The organism is Streptomyces sp. AP-93 (assembly GCF_022808175.1).
Taxonomy (GTDB): Bacteria; Actinomycetota; Actinomycetes; order Streptomycetales; family Streptomycetaceae; genus Streptomyces.
Genome location: NZ_JALGBX010000017.1, coordinates 157,350 through 183,222, shown reverse-complemented (window position 1 = coordinate 183,222; position 25,873 = coordinate 157,350). Strand labels below are relative to the sequence as shown.

The window sequence follows — 25,873 nt, the reverse complement described above, 5'->3', positions numbered from 1 at the left end:
GGCCCTTCTTTGCGTTGCTGCGTTCCTACGGTGTTGCGGCCCTACGGTGCTGCGTTCCCGCGGTGCTGCGGCCCTGCGGGCGCTGCGGTCAGGGCGTGATCATGACCTTCAGCGCGCTGCGGTCGTCCATCGCCCGGTAGCCGGCCGGGACCTCGTCCAGGGTGACGCCCCGGTCGAAGACCGGCGACGGGTCGATCGCACCGCTGAGCACGTCCGCGAGCAGCTCGGGGATGTACGCGCGGACCGGCGCGACCCCGCCGCGCAGGGTGAGGTTGCGGTCGAACATGACCCCGAGGTCGAGGCCGGTGCCGCTGCCGTGCGGGACGCCGACGTAGCCGATGGCCCCGCCGTCGCGGGCGATGTTCACGGCGGTGCGCATGGACTGTTCGGTGCCGACCGCCTCGATGACCGAGTGGGCGCCCTGGCCGCCGGTGAGCTCGCGCACGGCCGCCTCGGCGGCCTCGCCGCGCTCGGCGACCACGTCGGTGGCCCCGAAGAGCTTGGCGATGTCCGTACGGACGGCGTGCCGGCCCAGTGCGATGATCCGGTCGGCGCCCAGGCGCTTGGCCGCGAGGACCCCGCACAGGCCGACCGCGCCGTCGCCGACGACGGCGACCGTGGAGCCCTTGCGGACCCCCGCACCGAGCGCGGCGTGATGGCCGGTCCCCATGACGTCGGACAGCGCGAGCAGCGCGGTCAGCAGGTGGTCGTCGGATGCGGCGTCGGAGGGCAGCTTCACCAGCGTGCCGTCGGCGTGCGGGACCCGGACGGCCTCGCCCTGGCCGCCGTCGTGGCCGACCGAGCCCCAGAAGCCGCCGTGCTCGCAGGAGGTGTAGAGGCCCTCGGAGCAGTAGGCGCAGGTGCCGTCGGACCACATGAAGGGGGCGACGACGAGGTCTCCGGCGCGCAGGTCCGAGACGGCGGAGCCGGTCTCCTCGACGACGCCGAGGAACTCGTGGCCGATCCGCTGGCCCGGCTGGCGCTTGGCCTCGCCGCGGTAGGCCCAGAGGTCGCTGCCGCAGATGCAGGCACGCAGGACGCGGACGACGGCGTCCTCGGGGCGCTGGATCGCAGCGTCGGGCACCTCCTCCACGCGGATGTCGTGCGGGGCGTGGATGACGGTGGCGCGCATGGTGGTGCAGTCCTCCGGCTAGGAAGTGGTGGAGCCCTGTAGGGCCTCCCTACCGTACGCCCGCTGCGCCGCGAGTGCTCCCGTGGCCAGCAGGTACTGGGCCGCCACGTAGGTGGCCATGACCCAGAAGTCCGGGCGGGGCAGTTGGGGCCACTCGGCGACCCCGGTGGCGATGAGCGTGTCGGAGAGCAGGAACAGCGCCCCGCCGAGCCCGGCCCGCCGCCCCAGGACGCTGGAGCGGTAGGCCATGGCGGTGAGCAGCAGGCTGTACCCGGCGACCGGGATCCGCAGTTCCGCGGGCAGGTCGCTCCAGAGCAGCGTGACGGTGGACAGCAGCGCGGCGGCGTACGCGGCCCCGAGCAGGGGGCCCGTCCGGCGGCGGCCGAAGAGGCTGTGCCTGCCGAAGAGGCTGTGCCTGCCGAAAAGCACGAGGTAGCAGACGTGCCCGGCGGCGAAGGAGCCCATGCCGATCAGGAAGGCGGGATCGGCGTCGAAGAGCAGGGCCAGGTCCCCGCCCCAGCCGAACAGCAGGGCCGCGATCAGCAGCCGGGGGGCGCCCAGGGTGACGACGTAGGCGACGAGCAGCGGCATCAGCAGCGGCTTGGCGATGAGGTGCCCGGTGTGCCAGCCCGCCAGCAGCGACCCGAGGTCCACGGCGGTGGCGACGGCGAAGGCGACGAGCAGCGCCCTGGTGGCGGGGCCGGAGCCCGGGGGGACGGCGGGGCGCACCCAGGCCGGTGTACGGGACCCCGCGCGCTCGGTGGATCCGGTGGCGCTCACGCGGCGTGCTCCGGGGCGGGCGACGGCGTCCCGGCCGGGGCGGGCTGGGCGGGCTGGGCGGGCTGGGCGGGCTGGGCGGGCTGCGATGCCTGCGATGCCTGTGCGGGCTGCCAGCCGGGGCCGCGGAACACGCGTCCGGCGCGCTCGCGCCAGGTGGTGGCCGCGCGCACGTCCCGGGCGATGGAGGCGTACTCGTGGGTGGCGACGCGCAGCGGGTTGTAGGTCTCGATGTTCTTGGTGAGGCCGAAGACGGGCTTGTCGGTCTCCCCGGCCCAGGAGCCGAACATCCGGTCCCAGACGATCAGGATGCCGCCGAAGTTCCGGTCCAGGTAGCCGCCTTGGGAGGCGTGGTGGACGCGGTGGTGGGAGGGGGAGTTGAAGACGTACTCGACCGGCCGGGGCAGCTTGTCGATGCGCTCGGTGTGGATCCAGAACTGGTAGACGAGGTTGACCGAGTAGCAGAAGGCGATGGCGGCCGGGTGCACGCCCAGCGCGATCATCGGGAGGTAGAACGGCCAGGAGGTGGCGCTGGTCCAGGGCTGGCGCAGGGCGGTGGTGAGGTTGAACTTGCGGCTGCTGTGGTGGACGACGTGGCAGGCCCACAGGATCCGGATGACGTGGTGGCCGCGGTGCTGCCAGTAGTAGAGGAAGTCCTGGGCGAGCAGCATCAGCGGGATCGTCCACCACAGGACGGGGACGCGGAGCGGGGTGAGCTCGTAGACCGCGGTGTAGATCGCGAGGATCGGGATCTTCCAGAGGAAGTCGAAGCCGAGGCTGCCGATCCCCATGCCGAGGCTGGTGACGGCGTCCTTGGTCTCGTACCCGGCGGCGTCCTCGTCGGGATGGATGCGGTAGCTCACGAGCTCTACGACGGTGAGCAGGACGAAGGCGGGTATGGACCACAGCACGACATCGGGCAGGTTCGGCATGTCCGCACCATAGAGGCGGGTTCGGGGGCTCGGCTAGGGGTTGTTACCGATCGGTATCCATCGGTGTTACCGACGGTTCACGAGATGCTTCCGGGTGAGTGCGTCCGGGACTGGGGGGAAGGCGTGGGGATGGGGTACGAACCGGGTTTTGAAGAGATCGCCTTGGAGGCGGCGGACGCCGCGGCGCGGGCGCTGGTCAGGGCCCGGCCGCCGGGGGCGCTCAGGCTCAGGCCGGTGAGGCAGGACGCCACCGACCGGCTGCGCCGCGCGCACAGGCTGGTCGCCCTGCTGACGAACGCGAGCGCGGGGCTGGACGAACCCGCCCGCTCCGCGGCGGTGTCCGCCGTCGGCCGGGCGTTCGCCGCGCTCGGCCCGAAGCAGACGGGGGTCCTCCTCATGGCCGCCTTCGGCCCGGAGCCCGTCCCCGTGCCCCCGCCGCCCGCGGAACTGGGCCCCGAGGCGGAGGCCGCCTACCGGGAACTGTTCGTGCTGTGCCTCGACGGCCGGCCGGCGGGAGACGGGGGCTCCCCCCAGGGCGACGGCCTTCGGGCCGCACCGGACGCGCAGGAGGCCGCGGCCATCGGGGAGCCGTACGCCGATCCCCGGGCCGCACCGGACACGGAGGCCGCCGCGGCCGCCGCGGCCTTCGATGCCGCCGCGGCCTTCGAGGAGCGGTACGCCCAGTACGTCGCCGAGGCCCAGGGGCGGGTCCAGCTGTTCGGCCTGACGCTCAGCCAGGCCCGCCAGGACTGGTCGCTGGACCGGGCCTACATCAGCCTCGCGGTCAGCGGCGGGGAGTTCCTCGAAGAGCCGGGACTGCAGAGCTCGGTGAAGGCCGAGGTGGCGCTGAACGCGACGGAGCGGGTGCTGCTGCGCGGCCCGGCCGGCTCGGGCAAGAGCACCCTCGTGAAATGGCTGGCCCTCAATGCCGCCCGGAACAGCTTCGGACCCCACCTGCCGGACTGGAACGGCCTCGTCCCCTTCGTCCTGCCGCTGCGCTCCTTCAACTCCCCCGCCGGACTGCCCCGGCCGCAGGACTGGCTCGGCGCGACCGGCGTCCCGCTGCCGCCTCCCGAGGGCTGGATCACCGGACTCCTCGCCTCCGGACGGGCGCTGGTGCTGATCGACGGAGTGGACGAGGTGCCTCCGCGACTGCGCGACAGGACCGGGTCCTGGCTGCGGGCCCTGCTCACCGAGTACCCGGCGGCCCGCTTCGTGGTCACCACCCGCCACTCGGCCGTACCCGAGGACTGGCTGACCGCCCACGGTTTCACCTCCCTCGCCCTGCTGCCGATGGACCGCGACGACGTCGGCGCCTTCATCACGCACTGGCACGACTCCGCCCGGGAGGAGGCGGACGGCGAGGGCGCGGGGCGGGAGCAGGAGCGGAAACTGCTCGACCGGTACGAGAAGGCGCTCCTGGAGGCCGTGGGATCGCGCCGGGACCTGGGCAGGCTGGCGACGAACCCGCTCATGTGCGCCCTGCTGTGCGCACTCAACCGGGACCGCAGGATGCATCTGCCGCGGGCCCGCAAGGAGCTCTACGACACGGCTCTGGACATGCTGCTGATCCGCCGCGACAGCGAACGGGACATCTCCGGGGTCGAGGGCGTCTACCTCAGCCGGGACGAGCAGACCCTGCTGCTCCAGCGCCTCGCGTACTGGCTGATCCGCAACGGACAGGTGGAGGCCTCCGCCGAGGAGGCGATCGGGATGATCTCCGAATCGCTCGACTCCATGCCCCAGGTCAGGGCGCAGGGCAGCGCGCAGACGGTGTTCCGGCACCTGCTGATCCGCAGCGGGCTGCTCCGCGAGCCGGTACCGGGCTCGGTCCTGTTCGTCCACCAGACCTTCCAGGACTACCTCGGCGCCAAGGCGGCGGTGGAGGCGCGGGACTTCGGCGTCCTGGTGCGCAACGCCCACGAGTACACCTGGGACAACGTGGTCCGGATGGCGGTGGGGCACGCCCGGCCCGACGAACGCTCCTACCTGCTACGGCAGTTGCTGGCGCGAGCCGATCAGTCGGAGCCCGAGCGCAGCCGGCTGGTGCTGCTCGCGGCCGCCTGCCTGGAGCACGCCCCGGAGCTGGATCCGGAGGTCCGGCGCGAGGTGACGGCCCGGACGGCGCTCCTGCTGCCCCCGCGCTCCCCCGGCCAGGCCGAGGAACTGGCCAAGGCGGGGGAACTGGTGCTGGAGCTGCTGCCGGAGCCCGCCGGGCTCGTCGAGGCCGAGGCGGCCGCGACGATCCGTACGGCGGCGCTCGTCGGCGGCGACCGGGCGCTCCAGGTGATCGCCGGCTTCCGGACGGACGACCGCTACGAGGCGGCCCGCGAACTCTCCGACGCCTGGGGGCGGTTCCCCGTGGACGTGTACGCGGACACGGTGCTCGCGGACGCCCCCATGAACACGGCCCACCTGCACGTGCGGACGCCCGGACAGTTACGGGCCCTGGACCGGCTCCGGCACGTCCGCCGGCTGCACGTCACCTGGGACGGCCCGGTCCCGCCGGAGATCGCGCGGCGGCGGGACCTGGAGTCCCTGACCCTGCACCGCAATCCGCGGCTGGCCGATCTGTCCCCGCTGGCCGGGCAGTCCTCGCTGCGCCACCTGGGCGTCCTGGACTGCCCGCAGGTCACCGGGATCGAGGTGGTGGGCGAACTCCGGGCGGACAGCCTCGCCTTCGGCTACCTGCGGGACGACCTCTCGCTCGCTCCGCTGGCGGGCGCGGCCGGTCTGCGCTCGCTGGTCATCGGTTTCGAGCCGGAGCAGCGGCGGATCGGGGACGTCCCGGCCGCTGACTCGCTGACCGCGCTGCACCTGTGGCAGGGCGCCCGCCGGATGACGCTCGACGGGATCGAGCGCTGGCCGCTGGTGGAGAGGCTGACGGTCGCCGGGAGCGGCCAGTACCGCCAGCTGGTGCGCTCGCTGCCGCTCAGGGGGCTGACCGCCCTGCAGATCCGGCACGCGGCGCCCATCTCGGCCGGAGCGCTCCTGCCGTACGAACGCCTCGGCCGGCTCGTGCTGATCCGGTGCGCGCTGGAGGGCACCCTGGAGGCGCTGCGCGATGTCCCGGCGCTGCGCCGGCTGGTGCTGAGCGAATGTCTGGGGACCGTGGACCTGTCGCCGCTCGCCCCCTTGGAGGAGCTGGTGATCGAGCTGCGCCCGGGCACGCACGTCACCGGGGCGGAGCTGATCCCGCCGGAGCGGCTCGTCCGCAGGGACTGAGCCGCTCGAGCGGGACCGGCGGGCCGGCGGACCCGCGGACCGGCGCGGCCGCCCGGAGCCGCCGGCCGCCGGGTCAGACGGCCGCGTGGCTACGGGGCGTCTCCGCGCTCCGCGTCACCAGACCCGGACCGAGCCCCCGCGGGCGAAGGCGGGGCTGGTGGCTCCCGCCGGGACCTCCGTCAGGGGCTGCGCGACCTCCGAGACGAGGGGGCCGTGCTTGGCGGCCACCGCGTCGAGGAGGGCGAGGTCGAAGCCGTACACCCGGGCGGCGTTGCCGCCGACCATGGCGGCGACCTCCTCGCGGGGCAGGCCCGCGTAGGCGATGCGCAGGCCTTCGCGGGAGTAGGGCGTCGTGCCCTCGTCGTGGGGGTAGTCGCTGCCCCACATGATCTTGTCGAGGCCGATCCGGTCCCGCAGCGGGACCTCGTGGGGGCGCATGAAGCTCGCTCCCACGAAGCAGTTGTCCCGCCAGACCTCGCCCGGCCCCTTGCCCATGGACTCCGCCAGCCCCGCCCCGAACTTGGCCTCGGCGGTGGCCGAGGCCGCGACCAGGCGGCCGTGGTAGTAGTCCAGCATCTCGATGACGCCCGGGATCCAGCCGGAGCCCTGCTCCGTGAGGACCAGTTTCAGCCCGGGGTTGCGGCGGAAGGCCCCGCCGAAGATGAGGTGCCACAGGGCCCGGTGGGAGAACCAGGTGGTCTCCACCATGAAGACGGCCCGCGCCGCCGGCTCGTCGCCCAGCGGCGGGGAGGCGGAGCCGCCGTGGTGGTTGACCGGGACGTCCAGCTCGTCGCAGACGGCCCAGATCGGGTCGTAGACCTGCGAGTAGAGCTCGGGAACGGTGGAGCCGGGCGGGACGCCGGGCAGCAGGATGCCGCCGGTCAAGCCCGCGTTGCGGGTGCGGCGGATCTCCGCGACTGCCGCGTCCACGTCGTTCAGGAGGATCTGGACCACGCCCGCCCGGCGGCCCGGCGCGTCCGCGCAGAAGTCCGCCAGCCACCGGTTGTGGGCCTGGAGCCCGGCCCAGCGCATCTCGTACTCGGCCGCCGTCGGGGGCTGTGCCATCAGCGAGGCCTTGGGGAAGAACGGCGGGATGGTGTTCGGGAAGAGCACCTCCGCGACGATCCCGTCGGCTTCGAGCTCGGCCAGGCGCCGAGCCGAGTTCCAGTTGCGGTCGGCCGTGTCCGCGAGGAGGTCCTCGTACGGGTTGACGTAGGTCGCGGCCCAGGCGTCGAACTCCTCGTGGTGGCGCTTCTCCAGGTACGGCTTGTAGTCCAGCAGGTCGGCGCCCGCGTGGCAGTCGGCCGAGATGACCGTGTAGCGGTCCGTCGCGTCCGTCGCGTCGGTCACGGGTTCACCCCCAGCACCGGGAAGTCGTTGTCGGTGAGCCAGTGCCGGCCCACGTCGCGCGAGCGCGCCCAGGAGGCTTCGACGGCCGCCTGGTCCTCGCCCTGTCCGAGCTCGGCCGGGGTGGGGCCGATGCGGCGGGCGATCGGCGCCAGCTTCTCGGTGTCGAAGCCGAAGACCTCCGCCGCGGTCAGGCCCAGCATCCGGCGGGTCTCCGCGACGGGGATGTCGTGGAAGGTGTTCTTCAGCCAGTTCCGGGTGTTCGGCCAGGTCCCCTCGGGGTGCGGGAAGTCCGAGCCCCACAGGATGTTGTCCACGCCGATCTCGTAGCGCTGGGCCAGCTCGCGCCGCTTGGTGTTGGTGGCGCAGATGAACACCTGCCGGTCCAGGTACTCGCTCGGCGGCCGCTTCAGCTCCTCGAACGGCGAGAGCTTCTTGCCGCCGTGCGCGCCGAGGTAGAGCCGGTCCATGAACCAGAGCTGGTTCGGCAGCCACCAGCAGCCCGATTCGGCGACGCCGAACTTGAGCCCCGGGTGCCGCTCGAAGACCCCGGACCAGAGCAGGAACCACAGCGGGCGGGCCGGCCACCAGGTGACCTCGGAGACGAAGATGCCCAGGTGGTCCCCGTACTCGTGGCGCGGCGAGGACCCCGAGTGGGTGACGATCGGCATCTGCGTCTCGGCCGCCGCCGCCCACACCGGGTCGTAACGGCGGTCGTGGTAGGGGGCCTTGTCCACCCACATGGCCGGGATCATCAGGGCGCCGAGCCCGGACGCCTTGGCGCGGTATATCTCGGCGACGACCTTGTCCGGATCGCCGGTGATGGGCAGCAGGGCGACCCCGCAGTGCCGCTCGGGGTTCTCGGAGACGAACTCGGCGAGCCACCGGTTGTGCGCCTGGGCGCCGGCCATGCCGAGCTCGGGGTCCTGGTCGCCGGAGAGGCCGAGGCCCACCCCGAAGGGGGCGGCGGTCTGGCTGTCCACGGCGTCGGCGTCGGGGAAGACGACTTCGGCGGCCACGCCGTCGCCGTCGAGTTCCTTCAGCCGCTGGGTGACGTCCCAGCCGCCCTTGAGGCCTTCCTCGTGGTCGTGGAACCACTTCTCGGCGAAGGCCTCGTTGCGCACGCCGAGCTTGGTTGCCTCGGCGCGGCGGGCGTCGCGTTCGCCGAGGAACTCGTCGAACTGCGGGTGGAAGGCGCTGTCCAGGTAGGGGCGGTACTGCTCGGTGGGCAGCCCCGCGTGGCAGTCGGAGGAGATGATCAGGTACGGGTCTTCGTACGCACTCACGATTGAGGCTCCTCAGTCGAGGATGAAGCTTTCCAGGTAGGCGGGGTTGGCGCGGTCGAGCATCGACTGCGACCGGGCGCGGATCTGCCGGTCGCTGTGCTCGCTGTCGGGCAGCATCCAGAAGCGGTCGGCGCGGATGCCGTCCACGACCTGGTCCGCGACGTCCTCGACCGGGGTGAAGTTCACCTCGTGGCCGGCCTGCTTCATGGCGGCCTCGTACTGGTCGAGGCTGCGGTACGGGGACTTGCGCGGGCGCTCCTTGGCGTACCGGTCGGGCCGGTTGCGGTGCGACTCCCACAGGCCGGTGCGCAGCATGTGCGGTCCGGGGAAGAGCACGGAGGCGCCGATGGCCGCGCCCTCGGCCTTGAGATGGGCGTAGAGCGACTCGGTCATGGTGACCACGGCCGCCTTGGTGACCGCGTAGACGGAGGCGGTGGGCAGCGGGGCGATGCCGCCGTCGCCGGAGGAGGTGTTGACGATGTGGCCGGGGCCGCCGGCCGCGATCATGCGGGGGACGAAGGCCTGGATGCCGTGGAAGACCCCCCAGACGTTGACGGAGAAGGCCCACTTCCAGTCGTTGGGCTCGTGCTCCCACATGCGGCCCTCGGCGCCGGAGCCGACGCCCGCGTTGTTGCAGAGGACGTGCACGGCGCCGAAGGTCTCGTACGCGGCGTCGGCCAGCGAGATCACGGAGTCGCGGTCGCTGACGTCGACGATCTTGGCGAGCACCTCGGCGCCGTCGGCGGCGAGTTCGTCCGCGGCCTTGCGCAGGGCGCCCTCCTCCACGTCGGCGAGGACCACCTTCAGCCCCTCGGCGGCGAAGCGGCGGGCCATGGCGAGGCCGATGCCACTGGCGGCTCCGGTGACCACGGCCACCTGTCCCGGTTCGAGTCGCATCAGACGCTCCCCTCGGGCGGTCCGTCGAGGATCTGCATCGGGTCGTCGTAGCGCTGGTGGATGTACGGGAGCAGGGCCTGGGCGCTGACCCGCTCGACGACCTTGCCCCGCTGGTCGGTGGTCTTCTCGCCGATGGTGAGCTCGACGAGGCGGCGTACGGGGAGGTCGGCGACGGGGTCGAACATCGACTCGCGGAGCACCACGTCGCCGGTGATGTGCTCCAGCTTGCGGACCTTCTCGTTGCGGGTGCAGTGCACCAGCACCGGATCGGCGTCGAAGCCCGAACCGTCCACCGCGGGGAGGAACTTGAAGTAGAAGTCGGTCTTCACGGTGGGCTCGGGCAGCGGCAGCGCGCGGTCCACCGCCCCGCGCACCTCGACGAAGGCGATCCCGTGCCGGGCGAGGGAGGCCCGGACGACCAGGCCCTCGCGCTCGACGGTGATCTCGCCGAGCTTCTTCGGCTCGCCGAAGACCTCGCGGCCTCCGATCAGGGCGCGCTCCATGCTCATCGGCATGACCAGCGGGTACCAGCCCTCGACCCCATCGTGCTGGGCGGCGACGGCCACCGAGCCGGCGCCGAGCGGGTAGCCGGGCAGGTCCACCTTGCTGATGTTGGCCCGCACCAGGGGCCGCTCCGTGGGCTTCAGCGGCGGCGGGAGGACCGCCGCCACCACGTCCGGGTCGGTCTCCCAGACGGCCACCACACCGGTGGACCAGATGTCGGGGAGCTTGGAACCTTTTTCGCGCGCGGCGGCGATCTCTGCCTCGGTGCGCGCTCCGTACCGTACGCGTGCCATCTATCGCACCATCCTTCGTCCAGGACTCAGTCGGTTCTGACGCAGTCGGTTCTGACGCAGCTGGTTCTGTAACACAGTTACACCGCCACCGATGAAGGGTAAAGACCCTTGCACGTAACCGATCTGACGGATCGACAGAAAGTTGGGACGGACGCCATGGCCAGAACCACGCTGACCCGCGCGGAGGTACTGGACGCCGCCGCGTCCCTGGTCAAGCAGCACGGCCCGGCCGCCCTGACCATGCGCAAGCTCGCCGCCGAGCTGGGCACCGCGGTGACCTCCATCTACTGGCACGTCGGCAACCGCGAATCACTGCTCGACGCCCTCGTGGAGCGGACCGTGGAGGAGGTGGGCGCCATCCGGCCGGCCGGCCGCACCCCCGGCGACCGCATCCTCTCGGTCGCCCGGATCCTGCGCCGCGAGCTGCGCGAGCGCCCGCACCTGATCGCGATGGTCCACGAGCGCGGCCTCACCGACCGGATGTTCCTGCCCGCCCAGCAGGCCCTGGTCCACGAAGTGCACGCGGCAGGTCTGCGCGGGACCCGGGCCGCGGACGCGGTGCGCGCGATCCAGTTCCAGATCATCGGCTTCGTACTGGTCGAGCGCAATCGCGAACGCTCCCCCGCCCAGTCCCCCGCCGAGAGCGAGCTCTGGGACCCGGCCGACGCCCCGCACGACCCGCCGCTGGCCCGCGCGCTGGCCCGGCCGGTGGATCCGGAGAGGCTGTTCCAACTGTCCCTGAGGGCCCTGGTGAAGGCCCTGCTGGCGCCGGCCCCGTAATTCCTTTGCGCCCCGCCACGGCGCCGTGATGGGATCCGTGAACACGGGGGCGGCTCCCCGGCGCGCATCCTTCTCACACTCCTACGACGACCCCGCGCGCCCACTCCCCGCCCCCGTTCTTCACGTTCACGGAGGGAAACACCCATAGCCACTGTCGAGTCCGTCCTGCTGCGCCGACTCCAGAGCTTCCACATCGGCGGGACACCCGCCCAGGCCGCCGCACCCGGCGGGCCCGCCCTGCGCAGACTCGAAGCCGAACTCCTGGGACGCGGCCACATCCTGGACCCGGAGCTCTACGCGGCCCTGGCCGCGCTGCCCACCGAGGAACTGGCCGCCGCACACAGCCGGCTCGTCGCCCTGGTCGACGACCTGCTCGGCTCCGACCGGAGCCACACCCCGCTCTTCCGCAGCTTCCCGGCGATACCGGTGGTCGCCCCGCGCGACACCGAACGCCTCTACGTGGACCGGGTCTTCGCCCACCTCCTCCAGCAGGCGGACCACCCCTGCGTGCTCTGCGGCGAGCAGCGCACCGTCTTCCCGGTCTCACCGTGCGCCCACCTCGTGTGCCGGCTGTGCTGGGACGGCGCCGACTACTCCGGCTGCCCGCTGTGCCACCGGCGGCTCGATCCCGCCGATCCGTTCCTGCGCCCCGTACGTGCCATCGGCGCGGCCAGGCCCGCACACCCCGGCCCGCTCCGGCTGCTGCGGCTCGGCACCGATCCGGCCGCCGATGCCACGCCGATCGTGGCGGCGCTGCTCGCCCGTGCGACCCCCCTGTCCCCGCAGGACCGCGTGGACCTGGTCACGCTGCTGCCGCTGACCCCGGCCGCCCGCGGCGAGCTCCCCGAGGAGATCCCCGTACGGGAGACCAAGGCGCTGGTGCTCGCCACGCTGCTCACCGATCGCGGCGCCGGTGACGTCGTACGGCCCTTGCTGTCCGAGTGGCTGACCACGGCCACGGACGTGCTGCGGCTGCTCGCCGTGGCCTCCGGAGGCAATCCCGGACTGCTGCCCCTTCCCGCGCGGTTCGTCTCCCTCGGCCGGCCGCTGCGACGGGAACTGCTCTCCCTGCTGGACGCGTTGCCGGTGCCCTTCCTCGTCGAGGACCTGCTGCGCCATCCCACCGCGTGGAAGCGGGCCGCCGAGACCCTGCACCCCTTCGAGCAGCACGCCCGCCACCCCCGGGCCGCACTCGCCTTCGCCGTCCTGCGCGGGACCCCGCTCGCCGGAGCCCTGGGCGCGGCCCTGCGGGACTCGGCTGCCGCGCATCCGGACGCCGTACGCGTGGAGGACGACCGGATCCGGCCGGCGTCCTGGGGCGGGCGCCTGGAGCGGGCCCTGGCCGACGGGACCCCCAGGGAGGCCGCCGCGCTGGCCGGGCAGCGGCCGGGCGAACTCGTCCGGCGCCTCGACCACCTGCTGCGTCTGCACACCGGCGAACGCCCCGTCCCGGAGCTCGTGCGGGCGCTGGAGCGCGGGCTGCCTTCCGTGGGGCCCGGCCCGCTACTCTCCGCCTTCGGGGCGCTGCGCGTGCGCGCCGAGGACCGGCTCGGTGCGCGCCGGGTGTTCTTCCCGCGGGGCGAGGTCACCCGCGCCCTTTCGGTGGCGGAGGACCGCCCGCCGCTGCCGGAGCCACTGGTCCGGGAGGTCGCCGGGATGCTGGAGGCCGAGGTGCTGCGCCGGTTCGCCCGGCCCGGGGAGGATCCGTACGAACTGGCGGTGCTCGACTCCGCGCTCGCGGACCTGGTCGTCCCCTTCGCGGAGCGGGATTCGGCCAGGACCCTGGTCGCGGTCCCCCGGGGCAGTACCCAGACCCTGCCCACGGGCGATGTCCTGCGGCTCTTCCTGCACTGGACGGAACCGGCGGGCAACCGCACCGACCTCGACCTGTCCGTCGCCTTCTTCGACGCGGACTGGCGGTTCACCGGACAGTGCGACTACACCCGGCTCCGGCACGGGCCGGAAGGCGCCGCCGTGCACTCCGGCGACCTCACCTCGGCGCCGGCGCCGGCCGGGGCCACCGAGTACGTGGACCTGGACCTGGTGAAACTCGCCGCGCACGGGGACGCGTACGCGGTGCCGCTGGTGTTCAGCTTCAACAACGTGCCGTTCGAGGAGCTGCCGGACGCCTTCGCCGGCTTCATGGCCCTGCCGGCGGACGCTCCGCGCGGCGCCTCGTACGATCCCCGGACCGTGCGCCAGCGTTTCGACCTGGCGGGCGAGTCCCGGGCCTACCTGCCGATGGTGGTGGACCTGAGTGCCCGGCGGGCCCTGTGGGCGGACGTCCACCTGCCCCCTTCGGGCTCCTTCCAGAGCGTCGGCGCCTCCGGCGGTGAACGGCTCGCCGCCGCCGCGGAGGACGTCTGCGCCCACTTCGGCTCCGGCACCCGCACCACCCTGTGGGACCTCTCCGTGTGGCGGGCGGCGGCCCGTACCCGGGAGGTGGCGGTGATCCGGCGGGCTCCTGAGAGTTCGGTCTCGGACGAGGTGTGGCTCTACCGGGCCGCGGACGGTGAGGATCCGGCCGCCTTCTCCGCCAGGATCCACGCCCTGGAGCCGCCCGAGGAGCGCCGGCCCCGCTTGGACGCCTACGCGGAGGCGGCCGAACTGGCTTCCGGGAAGCGCGCGTTCCTCGCACTGACCTGCGCGAGCGTGGCCCCCGAGGGCGGTTCGGGGACGGCCTACCGGCTCTTCCCCGGACCCGCCGAAGTACCCGGGTCCTTCGCCCGGGTGACGGCCGGGGACCTCGTGGCCGAGCTGAGCTGAGCCGAGCTGAAAGGCCGTAGGGCTTCGAGTGTCGGCGCGGGCCGATATCCTCTGTGACCATGCTCGCCGACCGTACGACCGCAGAGACGATGTGGCCGACCGCGTACCCACAGGGGTACGCGGTCGTCGACGTGGAGACCACCGGGCTCGCTCGCGACGACCGGATAATCTCCGCCGCCGTCTACCGGCTCGACGCTCAGGGCAACGTCGAGGACCACTGGTACACGCTGGTCAACCCGCTCCGGGACCCCGGGCCCGTGTGGATCCACGGTCTGACCAGCGACATGCTCCAGGACGCGCCGCTCTTCAAGGACATCGCCGAGGAGTTCGCCGGCCGGCTCGCCGACCGGGTGCTGGTCGCGCACAACGCGATCTTCGACTGGCAGATGATCGCCCGTGAATACGCGCGGGCCGAGGCGACCGCCCCGGTGCGTCAGCGGCTGTGCACCATCGCCCTGTCGAAGGAACTGAACCTCCCGCTGCCCAACCACAAGCTGGAGTCGCTCGCCGCGCACTTCGGCGTGGTCCAGCAGCGCGCCCACCACGCGCTCGACGACGCCCGGGTCCTCGCGGAGGCGTTCCGTCCGTCCCTGCACGCGGCCGCGCGGGACAACGTACGGCTGCCCCTGCTGGAATGCCGGCCGCTGACGGAGTGGTCGGACACCCCCGCCGCCCCGCGCGTCGGGTACCAGGCCTCGTACGGAGCAGGCGGCGGGAATGCCGGGTCCAGCTGGCGGGCCTCGCGCAAGCGGCCGCCGTGCCCGTACCCGAACCCGGGCCGGTGGGCGGACGGCACCCCGCTCAAGCAGGGCATGCGGATCGCGTTCTCCGGCGACACCTCGGTGGACCGGGAGCTGCTGGAGGACCGCGCCGTGGAGGCGGGCCTGCACATCGCGACGAGCCTGTCCCGGCTGACGAGCCTGCTCGTGACGAACGACCCGGACTCCTCGACGTCCAAGACGGTGAAGGCGAAGTCCTTCGGAACCCCCGTCGTCGACGAGGCGGCCTTCACCCAGCTGCTGCGGGACGTGGCTCCGGCGCGGGACTGACCGCGGGGATGTCCGGGGGGGACCTCCGGGGGCCGCCCGTTGGGCCGGCCGGGTGCACGCTCGGCGACTCACCCCGGTGGATCTTGTTCCGGCGGTCCGCCCTGCGCAGCATGCCGCGCATGGCACGTTGCGAAGTCTGCGGGAACGATTACGGCATGTCCTTCGAAGTCCACGCACAGGGTGCTGTGCACGTCTTCGACTGCTTCTCCTGCGCCATTCACCGCATGGCGCCCATCTGCGAGCACTGCCGGGTCCAGATCATCGGGCAGGGCGTCGAGGTCGAGGGACAGTGGTTCTGCGGAGGGCACTGCGCCCGCGCGGAGGGGAAGGTGGGCATCACCGACCGCGTCTGACTCCCGTCCCCCTCCCCACGGCCCGTTCCCTCTTCTCTCCTCTCCCCCTCCCCTCACCTCTCCGCCACGACCCCGGACGGCCACCCGGCCGCCGGGGTCCTCGCCGCTGGGGGTACCGTCGTGGGCGTGTACCGCTTTGTGCTGACCCGGCAGTGGGTGTGCCTCACCCTCATCGGCCTCGTCCTGATCCCCGCGATGATCAAGCTGGGCTTCTGGCAGTTCCACCGCCATGAGCACCGGGTCGCGCAGAACGAGCTGATCGAGACGAACCTGCGGGCGAAGCCGGTCCCCATGACCGAGGTCACCTCCCCCGGCCACGTGGTCCCGCGCGCCGACTACTGGCGTGCCGTGACCGCCACCGGCACGTACGACTCCGCGCACGAGGTCGTCGTGCGCATGCGCACCGACAGCGACGACAAGGTCGGCTTCCACGTCCTCACCCCGCTGGTCCTGGCCGACGGCCGGGCGGTGCTCGTCAACCGGGGATGGATCGCGGGCGGCGCCGACCCGCGCGCCTACCCGCCGGTGCCGGCCGCGCCCACCGGCGAGGTCACGGTCACGGGGCGGCTCAAGGCCGACGAGACCAGCGGCGGCAGCGGCATCAAGGACCGCAAGGGCCTGCCGGACCGCCAGGTGATGCTGATCAACAGCGCCCGGCAGGCGCAGTACCTGGGCAGGCCCGTCCTCGGTGGCTACCTGGAACTCACCGCGCCGGTACCGGCCGACGACAAGCCCGAGGTGGTCGCCGAGCCCGACCACGACTCGATCGGGGCGCACATGGCGTACGCCGTGCAGTGGTGGCTGTTCGCCTCCGCCGTGCCGGTGGGCTGGATCGTGCTCGTCCGGCGCGAGAAGCGCGACCGCGAGGCCGCGGCCGCCGACGGGAGCGCCGCATCCGAGCGGGAGCCGGTGGCGACCGCGTAGCGTGTCGGGCATGGATCTTGGACTGAAGGACCGTGTCTACGTCGTCACCGGCGCCACCCGGGGCCTCGGCTACGCTTCCGCCCGCGAACTGACCGCCGACGGCGCCAAGGTGGTGCTGACCGGCCGGGACGCGGGGCGCGCCGAGGCCGCGGCCAAGGCACTGGGCCCGAACGCGGTCGGTGTGGCCGCCGACAACTCCGACCCCGGGGCCGCCTCCCGGCTCGTCGCCGCGGCCCGCGAGCACTTCGGCCGCCTCGACGGCATCCTCATCAGCGTCGGTGGTCCCGCGCCCGGTTCGGCGGCGGACAACACCGACGATCAGTGGACGGCGGCCTTCGACTCGGTCTTCCTCGGCGCGGTCCGCCTCGCACGGGCGGCCGCCGCCGAGCTCTCCGACGGCGGGGTCATCGGCTTCGTCCTGTCGGGCTCCGTGCACGAGCCGATCCCTGGCCTCACCATCTCCAACGGCCTGCGCCCCGGCCTGGCCGGCTTCGCGAAGTCCCTCTCCGTGGAGCTGGGCCCGCGCGGCATCCGGGTGGTCGGCCTGCTGCCCGCCCGCATCGACACCGACCGGGTCCGCGAGCTCGACGCCCTGTACGGGGACGCGGACCTCGCCCGCACCCGCAACGAGGCGGGGATCCCGCTGCGGCGGTACGGCACCCCGGAGGAGTTCGGCCGCTCGGCGGCGTTCCTGCTCTCCCCGGCGGCTTCCTACCTGACCGGCGTCATGCTCCCGGTGGACGGCGGCTCCCGGCACGGCTTCTGACGCCCCGCCCGCGACAGGCCCTACGTCACCCGGCGCGCCCGGCGGGGGGTGACGTGGAGGCGGGCCTCCGTCGGGAGGGCCGGGAGCGCCGCCGAGTCGCGGGCCCGGCCCAGCACCGGGCCGGCGAGGGCCGCCAGTACGTCGGCCGGCACCGCGTGCGGCTCCAGCTCCAGGGCGACCCGCAGGGCCGGGGCCCCGCGCCGCCCCCACAGCGTGACCCGGCACCGGGCCACGCCCTCCACGGCGTCCTGGACGTCGGCCTCGACGGCCCCCTCCAGCGCCCGCCCGCGCAGCACCGCGAACGCCCCGTCCCCGGTGTCCACGAGCACCTCCGCCAGCCGGGCCCGGCGCAGTTGGGACAGCAGCCACCACAGCGCCAGCAGTACGCAGACCCCGAGTGCGGCGAGCACCGCCCACCAGGGCGCCGGCCAGCCCCGCCCGTGCGGCGCCAGCAGCGGTTCGTGGCGGCCCTCGAACGGCCCGGACGCGGTCAGCACCGACGCCCCCGCCGCCAGCAGGACCAGTCCGAGCAGGGCGAGCAGGACCCGGTTCACCGTCCCGAGGGTCACCGGCGGTTCACCCGTACCCTCGGCCGCAGCGCGTGGGCCAGGCCCAGCTCGTCGAGGCCGACGGCCAGCACCGCGTCCAGATCGGCCCGTACGTCGTCCAGTTCGCGGAAGTGGGACACGGCCCGGACCCCGATGTGGGCCCGGCCCACGCTGACGCGCACCGACCGGACCCCGGCCACCTCCATGACCCGGTCGCGCAGCACCTGCGCGGCGGCCTTGCGTTCCAGTCCGCCGCGGACCTCCGGGTGCCCCGAGCTCATCGGGAGGATCCCGCGCAGGCCCGGGGTGAGTGCGTACAGCAGCAGCGCGGCCCCGGCCGCTGCCAGGACTCCGCCGCCGATCAGCACGCCGGGGTCGGCCGGGGTGTGCCGCTCCAGCGCCCGGGAGAGCTCGTCGCGCCAGCGCATCCCCGGGCGGTGGGCCCGTACCGCCGCCAGGTCGTACAGGAACAGCCCCGCCACCCCGAGGACGGCGAACGCCCCGACGGCCGCCGGCAACCGCCGGGGCGACCGGAAGCGGGCGCTCACCGAACCCGCCGGTCCCGCCCGGCGGCGGGCCGCGCGGGGCGCAGGTGTTCGATGTCCACGTCCACCTCGGGTACGGCCATGTCCGCGCACTCCTCGACGCGCAGGGCGACGTGGCGGCGTACGGCCGCGCACTGGGCGGCGAGGTCGGAGGGGTAGGGAAGCTCCAGGACCACCCGTACGCGGGCGATGTCGTGGTGCACGGTGACGGTGGCGTGCGGCGGGGTCGCGTCCGGAGCGGGCCGGGTCAGCGCCTCCCGGGCGGCCTGGGCTGCGATCTTCGCCACGACCCGGTCGGCGATGCGGGTGGCTCCCCGTTCGGCGGCGGGCACCCGGGGCGGGGTGGGGCGGGGCGTGCTCATCGGTCCCGGTCCCCCCGGTCGCCCCGGTCCCGGTCCCGGTCGCGATCACGATCGCGGTCCCCGGGGCGGCCTTGGGGGCGGAAGAAGTCCCCCGGTTCCAGGTCCCCGTCGAGGAACCGGCCCACGACGAAGCCGATGGCGCCGAGCGCGGCCACCAGCAGGAAGGCCCCGAAGCCGCCGAAGTACCCGGCGAACCCCAGTGCCATGCCGGCCACCAGGCCGACGACCGCCATGCTCATGCGGGCTCCTCTACTGCAGTCGGGACTCCGGCTCCTCGTCGTCCTCGTCCGGCAGCTTGACGTCGCTGACCGCGATGTTGACCTCCACGACCTCGAGGCCGGTCATCCGCTCCACCGCCGAGACGACGTTCTCACGGACGGCCCGGGCCACGTCCCTGATCGACACGCCGTAATCCACGACAATCTCGAGGTCGAGGGCGGTCTGCACTTCGCCGACCTCCGCCTTCACGCCCCGGCTGACGGTGGACTTGGCCCCGCCGGGGACGCGGTCGCGGACGGCACCGAAGGTACGGGAGAGGCCGCTGCCGCTGCCCATGGCGTGGACGCCGACCACCTCGCGGGCGGCCAGGCCGGCGATCTTCTCGACCACGCCGTCGGCGATGCTCGTGCGGCCGCGGTCGGCGGGGGGCTTGGCGGTGCTGCCGGTGGCGGCGGACTCGGTCATCTCTGATCCCTTCGCGCGTACGGGCTCCCGACCCACGGTAAGGCGGCGCCCCCGTCGGCGCCCGTCCCGACGCGGCCGCGGGGTGACCGCTGCGCGGGGCGAAGTCCCCTCCCCGCCCTTCGCCCGTTCCCCGGGCGCTGCCCGGACCCCCCTGGGGCTCCGCCCCAGACCCCGCTCCTCAAACGCCGGAGGGGCTGGGACTTGCCACTGCGCGGCAAACCAGCCCCTCCGGGGCGCACGTGCAGCCCACGCCGGCCCGAATCCAGCCCCTCCGGCGTTTGAGGAGCGGGGGGTCCGGGGGCTGGTCCCCGGCAGCGGCGCCGCGGCTAGTCCGACAGGCCGGCCAAATCCCGCAGGCGGCGGCCCTGGGCGGCGCGCTCGGCGACCCGCTGGTCGTCGTAGGGCCGGGCCAGGGAACTCCGGAGCAGCGCCTTCGTCTCGACCACCGCGTCCCGCGGCGGAGCCAGCAGCGCGGTGGTGAGGTCCTGGACGGCCGCGTCGAGTTCGCCCGCGGGGACGACCAGGTTCGCGAGGCCGATCCGTTCCGCCTCCTCGGCGTGGACGAAGCGTCCCGTCGCGCAGATTTCGAGCGCGCGGGCATAGCCGACCGCCGAGGTCAGCGGCTGCGTGCCGCCGAGGTCGGGCACCAGGCCCAGCCCGGTCTCGCGCATGGCGAACTGCACGTCGTCCGCGACGACGCGCAGATCGCACGCGAGGGCAAGCTGGAAACCGGCACCGATCGCGTGCCCCTGAACGGCGGCGACGGAGATGATGTCGTTGCGCCGCCACCAGGTGAACGCCTCCTGGTACTCGGCGATGGTGGAGTCGAGCAGTTCCTCCGAACCGCGCGCCAGGTCAAGGAAGGACGGCTCGCCCTCGAAGCCTTCGGGGGTGAACGCCTGCCGGTCGAGCCCTGCGGAGAAGGACTGCCCTTCGCCGCGCAGCACGACGACCCGGACGGTGCCCGGCAACGACCTTCCAGCCTCCGTCAACGCCCGCCAGAGCGCGGGGGATTGAGCGTTTCGCTTGGCTGGATTGGTCAGTGTCACCGTGGCGACCGTGTCGTCGACGGTGAGCCGTACGCCGTCCTTGTCGAGCAGAGCCATCTGTGTGCCTCCGGTGGTTGTGCCGTCGTTCGGCCGCGATCTCGGCCTAAGTGACTGCACAGTAACCACCCGGCCGGCCATGGAGCCGACCGGGGGTCACCGAAGGACGGTGGAACTGGAACCGTGAAGCTGAATACGGAAAACCGTTGGAACCAAGGGGAACCAAATGGTCAGGCCGTAGCCGCCTTCTTGCCGCGCGTCGCGCCACCGCGACCACGCAGCGTGACTCCGGACTCGCTGAGCATCCGATGGACGAATCCGTAGGACCGGCCAGTCGATTCGGCCAGCGCCCGGATACTCGCACCGGAGTCGTACTGCTTCTTCAGGTCTGCCGCGAGCTTGTCACGCGCGGCGCCGGTTACCCGGCTGCCCTTCTTCAGAGTTTCGGCCACCCGTGCCTCCTCTATGGGAAGTGCGCTCTGGACTTCTCATGATCACCCCTCCCCGGCTTCCTGGCCACCCATTCAGCAAGGTCGGTACGGCGGCATTTCTTCAGCCGTGGACGCAGGAGCAGAACGGAATCTTCTCTTCCGCTGCATGACCTCCGTCACATTTCCGTTCCCCCGGTATGAATGGCCAGGTCAGGGGCCGGAGCGCAGAAGCGGAAGGCCCCGGCCGCACCTCCTGGGAGATGCGGCCGGGGCCTTCGTCAGGCACGGAGCGGTATGAGACCGTCTCACTCAGATGATGGATCACGTCTGAGCCGAATGATCCATAAGCAAAGGATCACGGAAGCGGAAGGGCCTCAGGCGAGCGACACCAGGTCCCGGTAGTCCGGACCCCAGAGGTCCTCGACGCCGTCCGGGAGCAGGATGATCCGCTCCGGCTCGAGCGCCTCGACCGCGCCCTCGTCGTGGGTGACGAGGATGACGGCGCCCTTGTACGTGCGCAGGGCGCCCAGGATCTCCTCGCGGCTGGCCGGGTCGAGGTTGTTGGTGGGCTCGTCGAGCAGCAGCACGTTGGCCGAGGAGACGACCAGCGTCGCCAGGGCGAGGCGGGTCTTCTCGCCGCCGGACAGGACGCCCGCGGGCTTGTCCACGTCGTCGCCGGAGAAGAGGAAGGAGCCGAGCGTCTTGCGTACGGAGACCAGGTCCAGGTCCGGCGCCGAGGAGCGCATGTTCTCCAGGACCGAGCGCTCCGGGTCCAGGGTCTCGTGCTCCTGGGCGTAGTAGCCGAGCTTGAGGCCGTGGCCGGGGACGACCGTGCCGGTGTCGGGCTTCTCGGTGCCCGACAGCAGGCGCAGGAGGGTGGTCTTGCCGGCGCCGTTGAGGCCGAGGATGACCACGCGGGAGCCCTTGTCGATGGCCAGGTCGACGTCGGTGAAGATCTCCAGGGAGCCGTAGGACTTCGACAGGCCCTCGGCGGTCAGCGGGGTCTTGCCGCAGGGCGCCGGGTCCGGGAAGCGCAGCTTGGCGACCTTGTCGGAGACGCGGACGGCGTCCAGGCCCGCGAGCAGCCGGTCGGCGCGCTTGGCCATGTTCTGGGCGGCGACGGTCTTGGTGGCCTTCGCGCGCATCTTGTCGGCCTGCGAGTTCAGCGCCGCGGCCTTCTTCTCGGCGTTCTGGCGCTCGCGCTTGCGCCGCTTCTCGTCGGCCTCGCGCTGCTGCTGGTAGAGCTTCCAGCCCATGTTGTAGACGTCGATCTGGGAGCGGTTGGCGTCCAGGTAGAACACCTTGTTGACGACCGTCTCGACCAGGTCCACGTCGTGGGAGATGACGATGAAGCCGCCGCGGTAGGTCTTCAGATAGTCGCGCAGCCACACGATCGAGTCGGCGTCGAGGTGGTTGGTCGGCTCGTCGAGGAGGAGGGTGTCGGCGTCCGAGAAGAGGATCCGTGCGAGCTCGACGCGGCGGCGCTGACCACCGGAGAGGGTGTGCAGCGGCTGGCCGAGCACCCGGTCGGGCAGGCCGAGGGCGGCGGAGATGGTCGCGGCCTCGGACTCGGCTGCGTACCCGCCCTTGGTGAGGAACTCGGTCTCCTGGCGCTCGTACTGGCGCATCGCCTTCTCGCGGGTGGCGCCGGAGCCGGAGGAAATGCGCTCCTCGTTCATCCGCATCTTCTTGAGCAGCACGTCGAGTCCGCGGGCGGACAGGATCCGGTCGCTGGCCAGCACGTCGAGGTCGCCGGTGCGCGGGTCCTGCGGGAGGTAGCCGACCTCGCCCGAGCGGGCGATGCTGCCGCCGGCCGGCGTTCCCTCGCCCGCGAGGCACTTGGTGAGGGTGGTCTTGCCGGCTCCGTTGCGGCCGACGAGGCCGATGCGGTCGCCCTTGGCGATGCGGAAGGAGGCGTTCTCGATGAGGATGCGGGCGCCGGCGCGCAGCTCGATGCCGGTGGCGGTGATCACGGAAATACTCCAGGGCGGGTCGGGACGGCGGAAGGGGGGCAGGACGCGATGCTTCTACGCCGCTAATCCGCGAGGAGATTTGCCATGGGAGTCATTCTACCGGGGGTGCGCAACTACTTTCGGGCCCGCCCGCCCCCGGCGGGACCGGTGCCGCCCCCACCCCCGTGTCCCCCGTTCGGCCCACGGAACACGCCTCCCCGCCAGGGGGCGTATGAGGATGAACGGGTTGATACTCACCGCAGGGGTGTACTCGTACCCCCCTCGGCAGGAATGGAGGGCGGTGCGGGATGCAGTTCGACGACAACGCCAATCTGGACACTTCCGAGGTCAAGGACGTGCGCGGCAGCCGCATCCCGGGCGGAAAGGCCACGATCGGCGGCGGCATCATCGGATTCATCGCACTGATCATGGGCCTGCTGTTCGGGGTGGGCCCGGAACAGCTGGGCCTGTCCGACGGAAGCCCCGAGCCCGCGTCGACCGCCTCCTCCGCCGCCCAGGTGCAGCAGAGCTGCAAGACCGGGCAGGACGCGAACACCAAGGAGGACTGCCGGCTGGTGGCGGTGATCAACAGCACCCAGGACTTCTGGAAGCAGGAGTTCGCCAGGCGCGGCGCCCAGTACAGCCCGGCGCAGACGGTGTTCTTCACCGGCAAGGTGGGCACCGCCTGCGGGGCGGCCACCTCGGCGGTCGGCCCCTTCTACTGCCCCGGTGACCGGCAGGTCTATCTGGACCTGGGCTTCTTCAACGAGCTCCGCACCAAGTTCGGCGCGAGCGGCGGCCCCTTCGCCCAGGCGTACGTGGTGGCCCACGAGTACGGCCACCACATCCAGAACCTGACCGGCACCCTGCAGAAGGCCCAGGACGGCCGGCAGGGCGCGAACAGCAACGCGGTACGGGTCGAGCTGCAGGCCGACTGCTACGCCGGGGTCTGGGCCCACAACGCGACGAAGACCCCGGACGAGTCCACGGGCAAGCCCCTGATCACCAGCCTCACCGACCAGGACATCAAGGACGGCCTGGACGCGGCGGCCGCGGTCGGCGACGACCGGATCCAGGAGAAGTTCCAGGGCCGGGTGACCCCGGAGTCCTGGACGCACGGCTCGGCCGAGCAGCGCCAGCAGTGGTTCTACCAGGGCTACCGCACGGGCGACATGGCCCAGTGCAACACCTTCCGCTGACTTCGCGCGGCGCCTGCCATGCTGTGACGTGGCTCACTGTCCACCCGCGGACCGTCAGCCCACGGTACGAGAGGGAGTGATCGTCATGGCAGGCGTTCCGTCCATCTGTCCGACCCTGCTGTACGCCGATGCCAAGGCTGCCATCCACCTGCTCACGGAAGCCTTCGGCTTCACCCAGGTCGCGGCCTACGAGGGCGAGGACGGCGCGGTGGTGCACGCCGAGCTGTCCTATGGGAACGGCATGGTGATGCTCGGCAGCAAGGGCACCGGCGGTGCCTTCGACAAGGCGATGGAGACGGCCGGCCCGGCCGGGGTCTACGTACGCGTCGACGACGTGGACGCGCACCACCGCCGGGCCGTCGAGCACGGTGTGGAGATCCTGATGGAGCCGACCGACCAGGACTACGGCTCGCGGGACTACATGGCCCGCGACGCCGAGGGCAACGTGTGGAGCTTCGGGACGTACGCCCCGCAGGTCTAGAACCTGCGGGCGCGTACGCCCCTCCCGCTACGGGCGCTACGCGCCGCCGGTGTGCACCTGGAACGCGGCTCGGCGCACCGCTTTGGCCAGGGCCGGATCGGGATGGGCGGCGGCCAGCGCGACCAGCACCTGCACCGTGCGGGGGTGCCCGACCGCGCGGACCTCGTCCAGCAGCCGCGGAACCGTGGTCCGCACCGCCGAGTCCAGGTGGCGGGCCAGCAGCTCGGCTTCGCCGTGGTCGGCGATGGCGGCCGCGGTGTCCACCCAGAGCCAGGTCTGCTCCTCGGCGGTGAGCACGTCCTGCGCCTCGTCGGGGTCGACCCCGTCGTGCTCGGCGAGCCAGAGCAGGGCGTAGGGGCGCAGCGCGGGCTCCCGGGAGGCCCCCCGCACCTCCGGTTCGGCCGGGGCTCCGACGACGCGCAGGGCTTCGAAGGCGAGCCCGCGCAACAGGGCGTCCTCGCCGCGGGCCGCGTGCAGCAGTTCGGAGACCGCGCGGCCGACGGGCCGGGCGGCGAGCCAGGCCAGGTATTCGGCGCGGGCCGGGCCGGGGGTGAGCCGCGCGCAGCCGTGGAGCATGGCGGCGGCGGACTGTTCGATGTTCCCGGCGGGGCTCTGCGCGGCGACGCAGATCTGCTCCAGCTTGACCCAGACTGCCCAGCTCCCGAGCGGGGTGAGGGTGGCCCGGGCGGGGCCGAGGGTGACGGCGTCCACGGCGGCGAGCCCGCCGAGCGCCCAGCGCAGCAGCCGGGCGAGCGGGACGGGCGGCGCGGCCGGTGCGGGACCGGCCTGCGGGGTCGCGGCGGCCTGCGCCGTGGACTCGTAGGGGACCTCGCACCGCTCGTCGCGCAGTTCGTCGACGCGCTGTCCGAGCAGGTCCAGCAGATCGGGGACGGTCACGGGACCGGCGGAGAGCTGGAGCAGGGAGAGCAGCTGGGGCATGGCCTCGACCACCTCGGCGACGGCCGCGGGGGCGATGTCGGCGGGGGCCGGGTGGACCAGTGACCAGGCGTCGAAGAGGGCGACCCAGCCGCGCAGGACGGCGGTGTCGTCCCGGTTCCAGGCGCGCAGGCGCCAGCCCGGGCGGGCGTGCCCGCCGTGCATCTCGATCAGGCCGGCGAGCCGGGCGCGGTCCCAGCCGACCCGGATCTGGCCCGGCGTCAGGCTCAGCTGGGCGGCGGCGCGTTCGGTTTCGGCGGCGGGCAGGGCGCCCGCCGGGGCGGGCCCGGCGCCGTCCGCGCCGCCGAGGTGCAGCTCGGCCCAGCGGGCGAGCCGTACCGCGTCGGTGAGGGAGGCGCGGGCCCTGTTCGCCAGGTCGGCCGTGGCGGGCGTGCCCGCCGGAGGCCGCGGGGCGGTCCGGGTGCGCCGGTCGGTCACCGCCTTGCGGGCCGTGGCCACGGACCGCGGGGCGACGAGTCGGAGTCTGGAGTCGCGAGCCAACTGCTCATCAGGCTTTCGGGACGTCACGTGAGCAGTCTCGCCCGTCACTGGCCGAAAGCCCAAACGGAACCAGCCATTGCCACAAGGCCCCCTGGGTACAGAACGGGACAACCCACCCTCCCCGCCCCGTCCGCCCCGCAGTCTTCGGACAACTCGT

General features: G+C 72.8%; 25 protein-coding genes. 9 read left to right on the top strand and 16 right to left on the bottom strand.

Annotated elements, in window-relative coordinates:
* Positions 1-88 precede the first annotated feature (88 nt).
* Genes MTF69_RS26695 through MTF69_RS26685 form a run of 3 tightly spaced genes read right to left on the bottom strand, consistent with a single transcriptional unit; the run spans position 89 to position 2,841 of the window.
* Entirely contained in the window at positions 89-1,132 is a 1,044-nt protein-coding gene (locus tag MTF69_RS26695; protein WP_243338525.1) for a zinc-dependent alcohol dehydrogenase family protein, read from the bottom strand.
* Between the two features lie 18 nt (positions 1,133-1,150).
* A complete protein-coding gene (locus tag MTF69_RS26690; protein ID WP_243338608.1) occupies positions 1,151-1,861 on the bottom strand; it encodes a lysoplasmalogenase in 711 nt (236 codons plus the stop codon).
* Positions 1,862-1,908: 47 nt separating this feature from the next.
* The gene (locus MTF69_RS26685; RefSeq protein ID WP_243338523.1) at positions 1,909-2,841 is read right to left on the bottom strand and encodes a sterol desaturase family protein; all 933 of its coding nucleotides are present in this window, start codon (positions 2,839-2,841) and stop codon (positions 1,909-1,911) included.
* A 129-nt stretch (positions 2,842-2,970) separates the two neighbouring features.
* Between MTF69_RS26685 and MTF69_RS26680 the strand changes: the two genes are divergently transcribed.
* On the top strand, positions 2,971-6,066 hold the full coding sequence (locus MTF69_RS26680) for an NACHT domain-containing NTPase (protein WP_243338520.1): 3,096 nt from the start codon (positions 2,971-2,973) through the stop codon (positions 6,064-6,066).
* A 114-nt stretch (positions 6,067-6,180) separates the two neighbouring features.
* On the opposite strand, the gene MTF69_RS26675 is transcribed toward MTF69_RS26680, so the two are convergent.
* Genes MTF69_RS26675 through MTF69_RS26660 form a run of 4 tightly spaced genes read right to left on the bottom strand, consistent with a single transcriptional unit; the run spans position 6,181 to position 10,393 of the window.
* Positions 6,181-7,416 (bottom strand): amidohydrolase family protein, encoded by a 1,236-nt coding sequence (locus MTF69_RS26675; protein WP_243338518.1) that lies wholly within the window; start codon positions 7,414-7,416, stop codon positions 6,181-6,183.
* Positions 7,413-8,699 (bottom strand): amidohydrolase family protein, encoded by a 1,287-nt coding sequence (locus tag MTF69_RS26670; protein WP_243338516.1) that lies wholly within the window; start codon positions 8,697-8,699, stop codon positions 7,413-7,415. The genes MTF69_RS26675 and MTF69_RS26670 overlap by 4 nt, the downstream gene beginning before the upstream one ends.
* Positions 8,700-8,711: 12 nt before the next feature.
* Positions 8,712-9,596, bottom strand: a complete 885-nt coding sequence (locus MTF69_RS26665) for an SDR family NAD(P)-dependent oxidoreductase (protein ID WP_243338514.1) — start codon at positions 9,594-9,596, stop codon at positions 8,712-8,714.
* Entirely contained in the window at positions 9,596-10,393 is a 798-nt protein-coding gene (locus MTF69_RS26660) for an acetoacetate decarboxylase family protein (protein WP_243338513.1), read from the bottom strand. The genes MTF69_RS26665 and MTF69_RS26660 overlap by 1 nt, the downstream gene beginning before the upstream one ends.
* Before the next feature lie 156 nt (positions 10,394-10,549).
* Here MTF69_RS26660 and MTF69_RS26655 point away from each other — a divergent pair, with 156 nt between their 5' ends.
* From MTF69_RS26655 to MTF69_RS26625, 6 genes are all read left to right on the top strand, one after another.
* Complete coding sequence (locus MTF69_RS26655) at positions 10,550-11,173, top strand: TetR/AcrR family transcriptional regulator (RefSeq protein ID WP_243338511.1); 624 nt, start codon at positions 10,550-10,552, stop codon at positions 11,171-11,173.
* A 144-nt stretch (positions 11,174-11,317) separates the two neighbouring features.
* A complete protein-coding gene (locus MTF69_RS26645; RefSeq protein ID WP_308401458.1) occupies positions 11,318-13,939 on the top strand; it encodes an MXAN_6230/SCO0854 family RING domain-containing protein in 2,622 nt (873 codons plus the stop codon).
* 59 nt (positions 13,940-13,998) lie between these two features.
* Entirely contained in the window at positions 13,999-14,988 is a 990-nt protein-coding gene (locus tag MTF69_RS26640) for a DEDDh family exonuclease (RefSeq protein WP_243338506.1), read from the top strand.
* Between the two features lie 119 nt (positions 14,989-15,107).
* Positions 15,108-15,341 carry a hypothetical protein gene (locus MTF69_RS26635; RefSeq protein WP_112453882.1) on the top strand — a complete coding sequence of 78 codons (234 nt, stop codon included), beginning with the start codon at positions 15,108-15,110 and terminating at the stop codon, positions 15,339-15,341.
* A gap of 126 nt (positions 15,342-15,467) precedes the next feature.
* The gene (locus MTF69_RS26630) at positions 15,468-16,265 is read left to right on the top strand and encodes an SURF1 family protein (protein ID WP_243338504.1); all 798 of its coding nucleotides are present in this window, start codon (positions 15,468-15,470) and stop codon (positions 16,263-16,265) included.
* Between the two features lie 10 nt (positions 16,266-16,275).
* Positions 16,276-17,031: an SDR family oxidoreductase gene (locus MTF69_RS26625; protein ID WP_243338493.1), complete on the top strand. Its 756-nt coding sequence runs from the start codon at positions 16,276-16,278 to the stop codon at positions 17,029-17,031.
* Positions 17,032-17,051: 20 nt separating this feature from the next.
* Here MTF69_RS26625 and MTF69_RS26620 read toward each other — a convergent pair whose 3' ends face one another.
* The 8 genes from MTF69_RS26620 to MTF69_RS26585 form a co-directional block, all read right to left on the bottom strand.
* Positions 17,052-17,600 (bottom strand): alkaline shock response membrane anchor protein AmaP, encoded by a 549-nt coding sequence (locus MTF69_RS26620; RefSeq protein ID WP_243338492.1) that lies wholly within the window; start codon positions 17,598-17,600, stop codon positions 17,052-17,054.
* Entirely contained in the window at positions 17,597-18,127 is a 531-nt protein-coding gene (locus tag MTF69_RS26615; protein ID WP_243338490.1) for a DUF6286 domain-containing protein, read from the bottom strand. Before MTF69_RS26615 ends, MTF69_RS26620 begins: the two co-directional genes overlap by 4 nt.
* Complete coding sequence (locus MTF69_RS26610) at positions 18,124-18,486, bottom strand: hypothetical protein (RefSeq protein WP_243338488.1); 363 nt, start codon at positions 18,484-18,486, stop codon at positions 18,124-18,126. The genes MTF69_RS26615 and MTF69_RS26610 overlap by 4 nt, the downstream gene beginning before the upstream one ends.
* Complete coding sequence (locus tag MTF69_RS26605) at positions 18,483-18,725, bottom strand: hypothetical protein (RefSeq protein ID WP_243338487.1); 243 nt, start codon at positions 18,723-18,725, stop codon at positions 18,483-18,485. The genes MTF69_RS26610 and MTF69_RS26605 overlap by 4 nt, the downstream gene beginning before the upstream one ends.
* A gap of 10 nt (positions 18,726-18,735) precedes the next feature.
* Entirely contained in the window at positions 18,736-19,170 is a 435-nt protein-coding gene (locus tag MTF69_RS26600) for an Asp23/Gls24 family envelope stress response protein (RefSeq protein WP_243338485.1), read from the bottom strand.
* A gap of 326 nt (positions 19,171-19,496) precedes the next feature.
* Positions 19,497-20,276 carry an enoyl-CoA hydratase/isomerase family protein gene (locus tag MTF69_RS26595; protein ID WP_243338483.1) on the bottom strand — a complete coding sequence of 260 codons (780 nt, stop codon included), beginning with the start codon at positions 20,274-20,276 and terminating at the stop codon, positions 19,497-19,499.
* 170 nt (positions 20,277-20,446) lie between these two features.
* Entirely contained in the window at positions 20,447-20,668 is a 222-nt protein-coding gene (locus MTF69_RS26590; protein ID WP_204357858.1) for a helix-turn-helix domain-containing protein, read from the bottom strand.
* A 353-nt stretch (positions 20,669-21,021) separates the two neighbouring features.
* Positions 21,022-22,620, bottom strand: coding sequence for an ABC-F family ATP-binding cassette domain-containing protein (locus tag MTF69_RS26585; RefSeq protein ID WP_243338481.1), 1,599 nt, complete (start codon positions 22,618-22,620; stop codon positions 21,022-21,024).
* A 287-nt stretch (positions 22,621-22,907) separates the two neighbouring features.
* Between MTF69_RS26585 and MTF69_RS26580 the strand changes: the two genes are divergently transcribed.
* Both MTF69_RS26580 and MTF69_RS26575 read left to right on the top strand, forming a co-directional pair.
* Positions 22,908-23,798, top strand: a complete 891-nt coding sequence (locus MTF69_RS26580; RefSeq protein WP_243338479.1) for a neutral zinc metallopeptidase — start codon at positions 22,908-22,910, stop codon at positions 23,796-23,798.
* A gap of 85 nt (positions 23,799-23,883) precedes the next feature.
* Positions 23,884-24,279 (top strand): VOC family protein, encoded by a 396-nt coding sequence (locus tag MTF69_RS26575; protein ID WP_243338477.1) that lies wholly within the window; start codon positions 23,884-23,886, stop codon positions 24,277-24,279.
* A gap of 36 nt (positions 24,280-24,315) precedes the next feature.
* Here MTF69_RS26575 and MTF69_RS26570 read toward each other — a convergent pair whose 3' ends face one another.
* A complete protein-coding gene (locus tag MTF69_RS26570; protein ID WP_374323884.1) occupies positions 24,316-25,743 on the bottom strand; it encodes a hypothetical protein in 1,428 nt (475 codons plus the stop codon).
* Between the last annotated feature and the right edge of the window lie 130 nt (positions 25,744-25,873).

Bases quoted from the DNA above. Each gene is read 5' to 3' on its own strand.
- MTF69_RS26695 (WP_243338525.1), bottom strand. From the start codon at position 1,132: ATGCGCGCCACCGTCATCCACGCCCCGCACGACATCCGCGTGGAGGAG.
- MTF69_RS26575 (WP_243338477.1), top strand. From the start codon at position 23,884: ATGGCAGGCGTTCCGTCCATCTGTCCGACCCTGCTGTACGCCGATGCC.
- MTF69_RS26580 (WP_243338479.1), top strand. From the start codon at position 22,908: ATGCAGTTCGACGACAACGCCAATCTGGACACTTCCGAGGTCAAGGAC.
- MTF69_RS26665 (WP_243338514.1), bottom strand. From the start codon at position 9,596: ATGCGACTCGAACCGGGACAGGTGGCCGTGGTCACCGGAGCCGCCAGT.
- MTF69_RS26640 (WP_243338506.1), top strand. From the start codon at position 13,999: ATGCTCGCCGACCGTACGACCGCAGAGACGATGTGGCCGACCGCGTAC.
- MTF69_RS26635 (WP_112453882.1), top strand. From the start codon at position 15,108: ATGGCACGTTGCGAAGTCTGCGGGAACGATTACGGCATGTCCTTCGAA.
- MTF69_RS26605 (WP_243338487.1), bottom strand. From the start codon at position 18,725: ATGAGCATGGCGGTCGTCGGCCTGGTGGCCGGCATGGCACTGGGGTTC.
- MTF69_RS26600 (WP_243338485.1), bottom strand. From the start codon at position 19,170: ATGACCGAGTCCGCCGCCACCGGCAGCACCGCCAAGCCCCCCGCCGAC.
- MTF69_RS26660 (WP_243338513.1), bottom strand. From the start codon at position 10,393: ATGGCACGCGTACGGTACGGAGCGCGCACCGAGGCAGAGATCGCCGCC.
- MTF69_RS26595 (WP_243338483.1), bottom strand. From the start codon at position 20,276: ATGGCTCTGCTCGACAAGGACGGCGTACGGCTCACCGTCGACGACACG.
- MTF69_RS26655 (WP_243338511.1), top strand. From the start codon at position 10,550: ATGGCCAGAACCACGCTGACCCGCGCGGAGGTACTGGACGCCGCCGCG.
- MTF69_RS26610 (WP_243338488.1), bottom strand. From the start codon at position 18,486: ATGAGCACGCCCCGCCCCACCCCGCCCCGGGTGCCCGCCGCCGAACGG.
- MTF69_RS26625 (WP_243338493.1), top strand. From the start codon at position 16,276: ATGGATCTTGGACTGAAGGACCGTGTCTACGTCGTCACCGGCGCCACC.
- MTF69_RS26680 (WP_243338520.1), top strand. From the start codon at position 2,971: ATGGGGTACGAACCGGGTTTTGAAGAGATCGCCTTGGAGGCGGCGGAC.
- MTF69_RS26685 (WP_243338523.1), bottom strand. From the start codon at position 2,841: ATGCCGAACCTGCCCGATGTCGTGCTGTGGTCCATACCCGCCTTCGTC.